At 73.1% G+C, this 11,636-nt stretch carries 12 protein-coding genes; 4 read left to right on the top strand and 8 right to left on the bottom strand.

Going from position 1 to position 11,636, the window contains the following annotated elements; all coding sequences use genetic code 11:
- Window positions 1–33: 33 nt before the first annotated feature.
- From FHU33_RS08505 to FHU33_RS08485, 5 genes are all read right to left on the bottom strand, one after another.
- Window positions 34–411: an OB-fold nucleic acid binding domain-containing protein gene (locus FHU33_RS08505; RefSeq protein WP_142024949.1), complete on the bottom strand. Its 378-nt coding sequence runs from the start codon at window positions 409–411 to the stop codon at window positions 34–36.
- A 219-nt stretch (window positions 412–630) separates the two neighbouring features.
- A complete protein-coding gene (locus tag FHU33_RS08500) occupies window positions 631–1,356 on the bottom strand; it encodes a DUF3710 domain-containing protein (protein ID WP_142024948.1) in 726 nt (241 codons plus the stop codon).
- A 1-nt stretch (window position 1,357) separates the two neighbouring features.
- On the bottom strand, window positions 1,358–1,885 hold the full coding sequence (gene dut, locus FHU33_RS08495) for a dUTP diphosphatase (protein ID WP_142024947.1): 528 nt from the start codon (window positions 1,883–1,885) through the stop codon (window positions 1,358–1,360).
- A gap of 74 nt (window positions 1,886–1,959) precedes the next feature.
- Window positions 1,960–2,880 (bottom strand): hypothetical protein, encoded by a 921-nt coding sequence (locus FHU33_RS08490; RefSeq protein WP_142024946.1) that lies wholly within the window; start codon window positions 2,878–2,880, stop codon window positions 1,960–1,962.
- Window positions 2,881–2,983: 103 nt separating this feature from the next.
- The gene (locus FHU33_RS08485) at window positions 2,984–3,283 is read right to left on the bottom strand and encodes a DUF4193 domain-containing protein (protein ID WP_029337132.1); all 300 of its coding nucleotides are present in this window, start codon (window positions 3,281–3,283) and stop codon (window positions 2,984–2,986) included.
- Window positions 3,284–3,637: 354 nt separating this feature from the next.
- On the opposite strand from FHU33_RS08485, the gene FHU33_RS08480 reads away from it, so the two are divergent.
- Both FHU33_RS08480 and FHU33_RS08475 read left to right on the top strand, forming a co-directional pair.
- Complete coding sequence (locus FHU33_RS08480) at window positions 3,638–4,696, top strand: phosphotransferase family protein (RefSeq protein WP_142024945.1); 1,059 nt, start codon at window positions 3,638–3,640, stop codon at window positions 4,694–4,696.
- A gap of 119 nt (window positions 4,697–4,815) precedes the next feature.
- Window positions 4,816–5,358: a LytR C-terminal domain-containing protein gene (locus FHU33_RS08475; RefSeq protein ID WP_142024944.1), complete on the top strand. Its 543-nt coding sequence runs from the start codon at window positions 4,816–4,818 to the stop codon at window positions 5,356–5,358.
- Between the two features lie 15 nt (window positions 5,359–5,373).
- Here the strand turns inward: FHU33_RS08475 and FHU33_RS08470 are convergent, their stop codons facing one another.
- The gene (locus FHU33_RS08470; protein ID WP_246063411.1) at window positions 5,374–6,192 is read right to left on the bottom strand and encodes an inositol monophosphatase family protein; all 819 of its coding nucleotides are present in this window, start codon (window positions 6,190–6,192) and stop codon (window positions 5,374–5,376) included.
- Window positions 6,193–6,250: 58 nt separating this feature from the next.
- Here FHU33_RS08470 and ppgK point away from each other — a divergent pair, with 58 nt between their 5' ends.
- Window positions 6,251–6,994: a polyphosphate--glucose phosphotransferase gene (gene ppgK, locus FHU33_RS08465; protein WP_142024942.1), complete on the top strand. Its 744-nt coding sequence runs from the start codon at window positions 6,251–6,253 to the stop codon at window positions 6,992–6,994.
- 350 nt (window positions 6,995–7,344) lie between these two features.
- Window positions 7,345–8,730 (top strand): RNA polymerase sigma factor, encoded by a 1,386-nt coding sequence (locus tag FHU33_RS08460; protein ID WP_142024941.1) that lies wholly within the window; start codon window positions 7,345–7,347, stop codon window positions 8,728–8,730.
- Between the two features lie 67 nt (window positions 8,731–8,797).
- On the opposite strand, the gene FHU33_RS08455 is transcribed toward FHU33_RS08460, so the two are convergent.
- Both FHU33_RS08455 and FHU33_RS08450 read right to left on the bottom strand, forming a co-directional pair.
- Entirely contained in the window at window positions 8,798–10,036 is a 1,239-nt protein-coding gene (locus FHU33_RS08455) for an FG-GAP repeat domain-containing protein (RefSeq protein ID WP_170182362.1), read from the bottom strand.
- A 189-nt stretch (window positions 10,037–10,225) separates the two neighbouring features.
- Window positions 10,226–11,497 carry an FG-GAP repeat domain-containing protein gene (locus FHU33_RS08450; RefSeq protein ID WP_142024939.1) on the bottom strand — a complete coding sequence of 424 codons (1,272 nt, stop codon included), beginning with the start codon at window positions 11,495–11,497 and terminating at the stop codon, window positions 10,226–10,228.
- Window positions 11,498–11,636: the final 139 nt, after the last annotated feature.

Raw genomic sequence — 11,636 nt, 5'->3', positions numbered from 1 at the left:
TCCGCCCGGGCTCTGTCCACGACGTCGGTTCGGTCAGCCGGCGCCCAGCTCGTACCAGGGGTTGTAGATGACCCGCTTGCCGTCGAAGGCGGCGAACCGGCCCCGTGCGGTCAGCGTGCGCCCGGGCTCGATGCCCGGGATCCGCCGGCGCCCCAGCCAGACCAGGGTGACCGAACCGGAACCGTCGAACAGCTCCGCCTCGAGGGTCGGGACGGTCTCCCGCGGGGTGTAGACGACGGACTTCAGCCGGCCCGTCACCGTGACCACGGCACCCTTGCGGCAGGAGCCCAACGGCTCGCAGCCGGCGTTGGCCGACTCGGCGCGCAGCTCCTGCGCATCGATGGCCTGGTCGTCCGCCGTGAGCCGCTGCAGCGTCCGGGACAACCAGCTCGGCGATCGGGTTTCGGTCACGTGCTCTCCTCGCTGGCGCTCGTCGACCACGTGCCGACGGTGCTCTGCCTACCGCGTGACCTCGCAAGCTCGGTCACGTGCTCTCCTCGCTGGTGCTCGTCGACCACGTGCCGACGGTGCTCTGTTTCCCGCGTGACCTCCCAAGCTCGGTCACGTAAAGAGCGTACGGCGTGCGTCGTCGCGGGCGCGGGGACGACCCGGCGGGTCTCGTGGACGGGATCAGCCGGCCGGCGGCTGGGCCGACGGTGGCCGGGTGGCGGCGGCGCGGCCGGCCTCCTGCCGGCGGGCCAGCTGGGCGGCCGCCTGCGGCGGCAGGGTCAGCGGCAGCTGCTCGCGGACGGGCATCGGCTCCGCCCCGCGGACGACGACGATGTCGCTGAACGCCGACTCGAGGACCGCCGCCGCCTCCGCGCTCTCCGCGGCCGGGCCCGTGATGAGCCCTCGCAGGAACCAGCGGGGACCGTCCACCCCGATGAACCTCGCCGCCCGGCGCACCGGCTGGGTCGGCGCCGGCTGACCCGGCTGTGCCGGCGGCAGCGTGACGATGGTGCCCGCGAGCTCCGGGCCGAACGGGCCCTCCACCTCGCGAAGCGACCCGCCCTGCCCCGAGGCGCTCTTCGCCAGGTCCTCGCGCACGGCGTCCCAGATGCCGCCGGCCCGCGGGGCGGCGAACGCCGACACCATGAGCAGGGAGTCCCCCGAGCGCAGCGTCGCGCCGATGACCTTCTGCTGCTGGTTCAGCTCCACCCGCAGGTCGGTGCCGGGGAGGCCGGGCAGCCGGATGGCGCCCAGGTCCACGCGGGGCACGCCGTCGTCGGGTGCGTCCGCCGAGTCCCAGGGGCCCGTCGTCTCCTCCACCTCGCGCTCGCGGTGCTGCGGCTCCGGCGGCACCCCGCGCTCGCGCAGGCTGCGCTCGATCCGGTTGCGCCGGCGTCCGAACGGCATGTCAGCCCTGTCCTTCCTGAGCCGCGACGGCTCCGTCGCCGACCACTGCCGGTGTCGTCTGCCCGGAGGCCGCGTGACCCCCGGTGGACCCGTGTCCGCCGCTGCCCCGCTCGCTCGCGGGAAGCTCGTCGACCGACACGAACCGAGCCTGCACCACCGGCTGGACGACGAGCTGGGCGATCCGGTCACCCCGCCGCAGCCTGATCGGCGTCGTCGGGTCCAGGTTCACCAGGTTGACCTTGATCTCCCCCCGGTAGCCGGCGTCGATCGTGCCCGGCGCGTTGACCAGGCTGAGACCGAGCCGGTGGGCCAGGCCCGAACGCGGGTGCACGAAGCCGGCATAGCCCTCGGGGATGGCGACGGCGACTCCCGTGCCGACCAGCGCGCGCTCGAACGGGGCCAGATCGACGTCCTCGGCCAGCGACAGGTCCGCGCCCGCGTCGCCGGGGAGGGCGTAGCGCGGCCCACGGTCCTGCGGTGACGTCAGGCGGACCGGGACGTCGATCGACGGAGGGGGCGAATCGGGCACGTCGGCGACCCTAACCGCGGCCGGCGCAGGAGGGCGCACGGCGCCCGCGGCCGGTCCGCGTGGGGGCCCGCTTCTCAGGAGCCGGGGTCCAGCGGCCGGGTGGCGCGAAGGTCGGCCAGCACCCGCTCGGCCAGCTTCTCCGTAGCGCGGCGGTTGCCGCGCCCGGCGATCGCGGCGCCGATCAGGAACGGCGCCGCGGCCGGCACGGCCCCGGCCAGCCTGCGGGTGACCCGCCGCTGGAGCGCGCGCATCCCCGCCCCGCTCAGCAGCGAGCCGAGGCCCGCGGTCCCGACGCCGTCGACCGACCGCTGCGCCGACCACCCGGCCAGGTAGGCGGCGGCGCGTGCCCGGGCGTCGCCCGGCGCACGGCGGCCGTACAGCTCGTGCAGCTCACCGATGAGGACCACCTCGACACCGGCGACGAGCACGGTCTCGGCGCCCAGCTCCAGCGGGAGCGCAAGGAGGGACGGCGGCGCGAACCAGTGCGCGGCCGACAGTCCGCCGGTGGCCGCGCCGATGGTGGAGGTCACCCGGGCGGCTCGGGCGACGAGCGCATCGGCGATCTCGCGGTCGGAGGCACCGGGATGCGCCCGGCGCAGCCGGGAGGCGTCGCGGATGGGCAGCCGGGGTGCGGCCGCCGCCAACAGGTCCCCGAGGAGCGCACCCGGTGACCGGTCAGGTCCGGCGGCGTCGACACCCGGCGCTGGTGGCGCGGCGGTGCCGTCCTCCCGCTCGGGGGCGAACGCCGCGCCCACGGCGCCGGCGACCGCCGCGACGACGTCGCGCAGACCACCGGCAGCGGACTTCCGCGGCGCGCCGTCCGGCGCGTCCGACCGGCCGCCGGCACCGCCGACGACCAGGCCGGCGACCGCCTCGGCCACCGCGCGCGCCGCGCGACCCAGGCCGGTCTCCTCCGGGACCGGGGCCGGGGACGCCACCGGGCGCGGCGGCGGGACGTCCCGCGCCGCGCCGGTCCGCGCCGAATGGTCAGTCACCGGTCGACCTCCTCGGTCAGGAACCTGCCGTGGTCAGCAGCTACCTGCGCCCGTCCCCGGTCCCACCCCGAGTCTGCACAGGGTGGGGAGCACGGGGTTCCTCTCAGGCGCAGTCGCGGCAGAGCAGCTGGTCGCCCCGGGTGGAGGCGAGCCGGGTGCGGTGCTGCACGAGGAAGCACCGGGAGCAGGTGAACTCGTCCTCCTGCTTGGGCAGGACGCGCACGGTGAGCTCCTCGCCGGAGAGGTCGGCGCCGGGGAGCTCGAGGTTCTCGTTGAAGTCGGTCTCGTCGACGTCGACCGAGGCGGACTGCGCCTCGGCCCGTCGTGCCTTGAGCTCCTCGAGCGAGTCCTCACCCAGCTCGTCGGCCTCGTTGCGGCGCGGGGCGTCGTAGTCGGTGGCCATGGGGTGCCCCTCCCTGGGGTTCTCGCGGGCGTCGGGCCCGCTCGTACTGACGACGACGCGGGGTGTGCGCCGTCGTCCTGGCCGGCCGCGGTGGCGACCGGAGGATCGTGGACCGGCAGCCGTTGCTGAGCTGCCGGTGCCGGTGGTGCCCCGGACGGGTCCGGTGCCGGCTCCCGCGCTGCGGGGGGCGAGCGGCTGTCCGTCCCGGCCGGGCCCTGCCCGCCGTCCGGGGACGGCGAGCGGCAAGGTCCGGCCAGCCCCCCAACGCGGCGCGGCCCCGGTTTGTGCCCGCCTCCGGAAACGAGTTCCGAGCGGGCCCCCGGGTCGCGGAGCGCCAGAGGTTACCCTGCCGCCGTGTCGACTCCCGTGGGTGCTGATCCAGTCGTCGTCGGGCCGTACCTGGCCTCCGTCCTGAACGACGAGCGCTGGCGCTCGGTCGACATCGACCTCATCGCCGCCGGCATGTCCAACCTCACCTACGTCGTCACGCCGAAGGGCGGCAGCGACGACCGTGACGAGGACGCTGCGGTGATCCTGCGCCGGCCGCCGACCGGCGCCGTCCTGGCCACCGCGCACGACATGGCCCGCGAGCACCGGGTGATCTCCGCGCTGGGCCCGACCGACGTCCCGGTTCCCCGCACCCTCCACCTGTGCACGGACGAGTCGGTGCTCGGCGCGCCGTTCTACGTGATGGAGCGGGTCGTCGGGATCCACGTCGTCCGGGAGTTCCCGGCCGGCTACGCCGACGAGCCGGCCCAGCGCCGCGCGGTGGGCGAGCGGCTCATCGACGTGCTGGCCGACCTGCACTCGGTCGACCACGAGGCAGTGGGGCTGGCCGAGTTCGGCCGGCCGGAGGGCTTCGCGGCGCGCCAGGTCCGCCGGTGGACCAAGCAGTGGGACGCCACCCGTGACCGGGACCGCCCGAACCTGGACGCCCTGGCTGCCCGCCTCGCCGAGACGGTGCCCGCGACGCAGCGGTCGAGCATCGTGCACGGCGACTACCGGCTGGACAACTGCCTGCTCGACCCGGACGAGCCGGGCCGGATCAAGGCGGTCCTCGACTGGGAGATGTCGACGCTGGGCGACCCGCTGACCGACATCGGCATGATGTTCGTCTACTGGCCGCAGGCCGGTGAGGAACGCGCCTCGACGATGAGCCCCGTCACCACGCTGCCCGGCTTCCCCACCCGCGCCGAGGTCGCCGAGCGCTACGCCCGGCGCACGGGCGCCGATCTATCCGACCTCAACTGGTACGTCGGGTTCGCCTTCTTCAAGTTCGCCGCGATCATCGCCGGCATCGTCGCCCGGTCGGCAGCCGGGGCGATGGCGGGCAAGGACACCAGCGGGTACGCCGAGCGCATCGACCCCTGCGTGGAGCTGGGACGCGCCGCACTCGAGGACGGTGCGATCTAGGGTCGGGGTCCGGCCCTAAGCTCCCTTCGACGACCCCCTCCCGGGGCGCCGCCCGGCCCGGGCCCCGCCGCGGGGACCAGCGACCGGAGCCGGCCACCGGGTCCTGCCGAGGAGTGACCGTGACGCTGCGGACCGAACGCCCGCCGGTGCGGCCCCGCAGCGGCCGCCGTCCGCTGCCGCCGTTGATCTTCCTGCTGGTGCTCGCTGTCGCCGCCCTCGGCGTGTGGTGGAACGTGCTGCGCACGGAGAAGCAGGAGGCAGCCGAAGAGGCCGCCGCCTGCGAGTCGGTGGCCGAGGCGGCCCCGCCGACGGAGCTGGAGCCCGCCGACATCACCCTGCGGGTCTTCAACGCCACCGACACCGCCGGCCTGGCGCAGACGGTGGCCACCGCCCTGGGCGAGCGCGGTTTCATCATCGCCGAGGTCGCCAACGACCCCACCGAGCGCGAGGTCACCGGCGTCGGGGAGCTCCGCTACGGGGCCCGCGGCTCCGATGCCGCCAGGTACGTGCGGCTGTTCCTCCCGGAGGCCGGTGACCACCAGGACGTCCGGGCGGACGCCCGCGTCGACGTCGTCGTCGGGCCGGAGTTCGCGACGCTCGCCTCCGCCGAGGAGGTCGCCGCGGCACTCGCCCCCGTCACCGGAGCAGCGGCCGAGTGCTGACCCACTGCGCGCCGCTCAGCCGGCGTGCAACTCCTCCAGCAGGTCCAGGAACGGGCCGGCGATCGACGGCGCCGCGGCCACGGCCATCGGCTCGGCGAAGGGGCGGCCGGCGAGCCCGCTGACGACCACGCCGGCCTCGGCTGCGACCAGGGCGCCGGCCGCATGGTCCCAGGGCTTCAGGTCCAGCTCGTAGTAGGCGTCGAGGCGACCGGCGGCCACGGTGCACAGGTCCAGCGCCGAGCTGCCGTTCCGGCGGATGTCGCGCACCTGGGGCAGGAGCCGGGCGACCACCGCGCCCTGCGCCCGTCGCTGCTCCACCCGGTAGCCGAAGCCGGTGGCCACCAGGGTCTGCTCCAACGAGACCGGGCGGCTGCCGGTGAGCCGCACGGGCTCCGGCAGGCCCGGGGACGACAGATGGGCGCCGCCGCCGGCCGTCGCCGTGAAGATTTCACCGGTCGCCACGTTGAGCACCACACCGGCCCGGACCTCCTCGTCCACCTCTGCCGCGATGGACACCGCGTAGGCCGGCAGGCCGTAGAGGAAGTTGACCGTGCCGTCGATCGGGTCGACCACCCAGCGGACCCCGCTCGATCCGGCGCGCTCGGCGCCCTCCTCCCCAAGCAGGCCGTCGTCCGGCCGCGCGCCGAGCAGCCGGGCGGTGATCAACTCCTCGCTGGCGCGGTCCACCGCGGTCACGACGTCGACCGGGCTGGATTTGACGTCGACGTGGTCGGCCGCCGATGCCCGGCCGCGGGCGACCAGCAGAGCGGCCTCGCGGGCGACGTCGACGGCGAGGGCCAGCAGCTGACCGGGGTCCGGGGCGGGTGCGCTCACGCGGGTGATCCTGCCGCAGACTAGGGACGGGCGAGACGCCGCTCACTACCCTGTCGGCGTGCAGGGCTTCGGAGTGGACATCGGCGGCAGCGGCATCAAGGGATGCCTGGTCGACCTCGAGAAGGGCCAGCTGATCGGTGAGCGGCTGCGGATCGAGACGCCCCAGCCGTCCCTGCCCGACCCCGTGTACGACGTGGTGGGCCGGATCGTGGACCACTTCGGCTGGGCCGGGCGGATCGGCGTCACCTTCCCCGGCGTCATGAAGCGCGGGGTGGCCCACACCGCGGCCAACGTCGACAAGAGCTGGATCGGCACCGACCTCGACGCCGGGCTCGACGCCCGGATCCCCGGCACCGTGGAGACGCTCAACGACGCCGACGCCGCCGGCATCGCCGAGATGCGCTACGGCGCCGGCCGGGACCGCAGGGGCGTCGTCCTGATGCTCACCTTCGGCACCGGCATCGGCAGCGCGCTGTTCGTCGACGGCCGCCTCGTGCCCAACACGGAGTTCGGCCACATCCAGGTGGACGGGGAGGACGGCGAACGCCGGGCCTCCGCCGCGGCACGGGAACGCGAGGAACTGAGCTATCCCGAGTGGGCGCGGCGGGTCGACCGCTACCTCGACGTCCTCGAGGCGGGGCTCTGGCCCGACCTCATCATCGTCGGCGGCGGCGTGAGCAAGAAGGCCCACAAGTGGGTGCCGCTGCTCTCCACCCGGACGCCGGTCGTCCCGGCCGAGCTGCAGAACGACGCCGGCATCGTGGGGGCGGCCCTGGCCGCGCACGAGCGCACCGACCGCTGAGCCGCCCGAACGGGTGGTGCGGGTGGGGTCCGAGGGACCGGGTGCTCCAGGTATCGGGCTCCACGACCGATGGCACCACGAAGAGTGAGAACCGCCCCGTGACACGCGAAACGCCTCGTCGGGGCGAGGCCGCGGCGTCCGAGACGGTGGAGATCGCCGGACACGTCGTTACAATGAGAGAGCCCCACCCCGTCGCCCTCCAGCCGGGAGGGATCCCCTGCCCGTCCAGCGGCCAAACGCCGCGCCGGTCTGCCGGGACCTCTGCCGCTGAGCAGGTGCGAGGACCGGAGCCGCTGCCCGGGGACCAGAAGGTTCCCCGGGGAACGCACCCAGCACGGGAAGGAACCTGAGTGCCCGCCGATCAGCCAGCACCGGAAGCCGCCGCGAGCACCCCCGAGGGCTCCAGGTCGGCCACCGCCGGTACCCGGGCTCCCCGCACCAGCGCCGCGGCAGCCAAGACGGTGAAGACGGTGACGGCCGCCGCCGAGCCGGCTGCGAAGTCGGCCGCGCGGAAGAAGGCTCCGGCCAAGACGGCCGCGAAGACCGCCGCGAAGACCAAGCCCACGGTGGTCCCCTCCCCCGGAGGCGGCGAGGGCGCCGTGCTGACCGCTGTGGCCACCGACGCGTCCGCCGTCGCCGTGGTCGACACCGGCACCGAGGGTCTCAAGCTCGACGAGACGGTCGTCACCGGCAAGGACGGCGTCGAGGTCGCCGCCGTCGAGGAGGAGGCCGCCGAGGGCGGCACCGACTTCGAGTGGGACGACGAGGAGGAGTCCGAGGCTCTCCGCCAGGCCCGCAAGGACGCCGAGCTCACCGCCTCGGCCGACTCCGTCCGGGCCTACCTCAAGCAGATCGGCAAGGTCGCGCTGCTCAACGCCGAGGAGGAGGTCGACCTCGCCAAGCGGATCGAGGCCGGCCTCTACGGCTCCGAGCGACTGCGCCAGGTCGAGGAGGAGGGCCAGAAGATCTCGCCGCAGATGCGCCGGGACCTCAACTGGATCGTCCGCGACGGCGAGCGCGCCAAGAACCACCTGCTCGAGGCCAACCTGCGCCTCGTCGTCTCCCTCGCCAAGCGCTACACCGGCCGCGGCATGGCGTTCCTGGATCTGATCCAGGAGGGCAACCTCGGTCTGATCCGCGCCGTCGAGAAGTTCGACTACACCAAGGGCTACAAGTTCTCGACCTACGCCACCTGGTGGATCCGGCAGGCGATCACCCGCGCCATGGCCGACCAGGCCCGCACCATCCGCATCCCGGTGCACATGGTCGAGGTCATCAACAAGCTCGGCCGCATCCAGCGCGAGCTGCTCCAGGACCTGGGTCGCGAGCCCACGCCGGAGGAGCTGGCCAAGGAGATGGACATCACCCCGGACAAGGTGCTGGAGATCCAGCAGTACGCCCGGGAGCCGATCAGCCTCGACCAGACCATCGGCGACGAGGGCGACAGCCAGCTCGGTGACTTTATCGAGGACTCCGAGGCAGTCGTGGCCGTCGACGCGGTCAGCTTCACCCTCATGCAGGACCAGCTGACCAGCGTGCTGCAGACGCTGTCGGAGCGGGAGGCCGGCGTCGTCCGCCTGCGCTTCGGGCTCACGGACGGTCAGCCGCGGACGCTGGACGAGATCGGGCAGGTCTACGGGGTCACCCGCGAGCGGATCCGCCAGATCGAGTCCAAGACGATGTCCAAGCTGCGCCACCCGAGCCGTTCCCAGGTCCTGCGCGACTACCTGGACTGAGCTCCACCTACGAAGGAGGCCCCCGACCGGTTCGCCGGTCGGGGGCCTCTGCGTGTACGTAACCGGGTCACATCTCGCCGTAGAGATCCGCGACGCTCTCCCGGCTGGCCGAGTAGCTCCAGCCCCCGGTCTTCAGGTCCGCGATCACCTCGGGCGCCTCGAATCCGGTAGCCGAGCCCAACGAACGCCAGATCAGCATGCCGGGATTGCCGGTCTGGCTGTGGACGCTGATCAGGTCCGCCATCCCGTCGCCGTTGGTGTCCGCCAGGTGCTGGCGTGATCCGGCGTAGGACCAGCCCCCCGTGCGGAGGTCCTGCCACGGGCTCGCGGATGTCTCGCCCAGGTGGACCCAGAGGAGGAGGCCACCGTTCCCCTGCCGATGCACGCTGACCAGGTCGTTCAGCCCGTCTCCCGTCACGTCACCGACCAGTTGCCGCGAGGCGGTGTAGGACCACCCGTCCCCGGTGGCCGAACGGAGCTGGGCCTCTGAGGCCGTCGTCCTGCCCTCTGCAGTCGGATTCGAGATGCCGAACCAGCCGTGAGCACCGCTACGCATGCCGTCGACCATGATCCCGTCCGGATACGGCCGGATGGCCCACCAGTCAGCCCAGCCGTCGGCACTGATCGACCAGCTGGTACCAAGTGGGCTCATGCCGATGTCCGCCATCAGGTGGCGGGTGCCGTCGAAACCGTGGGTGAGCAGTTCCCGGTACCAGAGTTCCGGCGGCCCGAACGTGGATCCATCGCTGTGGATGACCCAGACGTTCGAGTGCGTCGTTCCGTACCTGTGGCGCACGACCAGGTCATCCCAGCCGTCCCCGTTGACGTCGCCGACCATGGGCCGGGAGTCTGCCCAGGACCAGCCCCCGGTCCGCAGGTCCATCAAGAGCCGCGGTGTGGTGTCCGAGCCACCGCCGACCGCCCAGAGCAGGACGCCGCCGTTGGGCTGCGCGTGCCAGACCACGAAGTCGGTGGTGCCGTCGTCGGACGGCGTGATGTCGCCGAAGTCGCCGGCGAGAGTGACCGACCGGTCGTAGGAGAAACCCCCGAAGTTCAGCGTCTTGACCAGCTGGGGCCGGCCGTAGCCGGTCTCCAACTCCGACAGCGGGATCCGCCACAGGTTCATCCCACCCGACGGCAGCCGGTGGGCGATGCCCAGATCCGGCAACGGCACGATCGCCGACGCCGACGTGTCCCCGGCCTGCGCGGCGGCATGCGCGGGGTCCTCACCCGTCAGCCGGTCAGCGCTGTCCGAGGCCGCCGCCGGCGACCAGCTGGCGACCGTCGCCACCGCCACGGCGGCCACCAGTCCTCTTGGCCACATCCGTGAGCCCTTCCTTCTCGTCCTGGGTCGCTGGAGGGTAGGGCCCACGACCCGCCCAGGGCCGACAGCGGTGGGAACGGTGGGACCGGAGTGCCGGGACGGTCGCGATTCGTGCCGAAGAGACAGGAACGAGCGGGACCCCGCCGGGCGGGCGCGTGCGCTGATCGATGGCTATCCGACGAAGGTGCCGTAGAGGTCGGCGACGGCCTCCCGGCTGCTCGCGTAGCTCCAGCCACCCGTCTTCAGGTCCGCCATCACCTCGGGTGTCTCGAGGCCCGTTCCAGTGCTGCGGTGCCGCCAGACGAGGATCCCAGGATGCCCGCCCTGGCTGTGGAGGCTGACGAGGTCCTGCCGCCCGTCACCGTCGGTGTCGGCCAGGTGCTGACGCGACCCGGCGAACGACCACCCGCCGGTACGCAGGTCCTGCCAGACGACAGGCGCTTCCATGCAGTACTGGGTGCCGGTGTCGTAGGAGCATCCCCGGTGCATCCACACGAGGATCCCGCCCTTCGGCTGCGCGTGGACGGTGACCACGTCGATCAGGCCGTCGCCCGTCACGTCGCCGGTCAGCTGCCGTGACGACCCGAACGACCACCCGGCCGACTTCGGGCCGTAGAAGACCGCGTCGGTGTAGTAGGACTGCAGGGAGCCGCTCGTCCAGGCCCCGTACTGCAGGACACTCTGGAGCGTCCCTCCGACGAAGCGGTAGACGTCGCCCTGCACCTCGATGACGTCGTCCCGGCCCTCCCCGTCGCGGCTGAGGTCGCCGAGGAGGAACCGCGGGGGCAGCACGGAGTCACCGCTGCGCTTGGTCGCCCAGTGCTGGGGCGCCGTCAACCTGGTCCCATCGCTCGGGAAGACCCAGATGTTGGTGTCTCCGCGGTTGCCCGTGCTGTGCGTGACCACGAGGTCGTCCCAGCCGTCGCCGTTGACGTCGCCCACCATGGGAGTCGAGGCCGCATAGGACCACCCCCCGGTCCGCAGGTCGTGCCAGAGGCGCGGCGTGGTGTCGGCCCCGCCTCCGACCGCCCAGAGCAGCACCCCACCGTTGGGCTGGCGGTGCCAGATCAGGTGGTCGGCGGTGCCGTCGTCGGAGGCGGTGATGTCCCCGAAGTCACCCGCGATCGTGCGGGAGTTGTCGTAGGAGAACCCGCCGAAGTCCAGAGTCTTCACCAACTGGGGCTGCCCGAAGCCGTCCTCCAGCTCGGAGAGCGGCATCCGCCACAGGTTCATCCCACCCGACGGCAGCCGGTGCGCGATCGCGAGATCGGGCAGAGCTACGACCGTGGAGGCCGGCGCCACTCCCCCTCCCACGGATTCGTGCGCCGGATCCGCACCGGTCAGCCGGTGCGCCTCGTCCGCGGCCGCGGCGGTCGCACCGCCGGTGACGGTCACGATCACCAGAGCCGCCACGAGCGCGCGGTGCCACATCTTTCGGTCCATCTACCTCATCCTCGGTGGGCATGCAGGAGCAGAACCTGCCATACGTCGTCCCGGCTCGGGCGGCTGCAACGAAATCGTGATCATCGCCGGTGCCGTCGGCATGAATCCGCTGGGCAGAGCCGGAATGGCCCTTTCGGAC

It is taken from the genome of Blastococcus colisei (assembly GCF_006717095.1).
Lineage (GTDB): Bacteria > Actinomycetota > Actinomycetes > Mycobacteriales > Geodermatophilaceae > Blastococcus_B > Blastococcus_B colisei.
The sequence above is the reverse complement of the archived record's forward strand: the minus strand, read 5'-3'. Positions and strand labels throughout refer to the sequence as shown.

Excerpts from the sequence above, each read along its gene's own strand:
- FHU33_RS08500 (WP_142024948.1), bottom strand. The coding sequence starts at position 1,356 with ATGCCGTTCGGACGCCGGCGCAACCGGATCGAGCGCAGCCTGCGCGAG.
- FHU33_RS08485 (WP_029337132.1), bottom strand. The coding sequence starts at position 3,283 with ATGGCCACCGACTACGACGCCCCGCGCCGCAACGAGGCCGACGAGCTG.
- FHU33_RS08450 (WP_142024939.1), bottom strand. The coding sequence starts at position 11,497 with ATGGACCGAAAGATGTGGCACCGCGCGCTCGTGGCGGCTCTGGTGATC.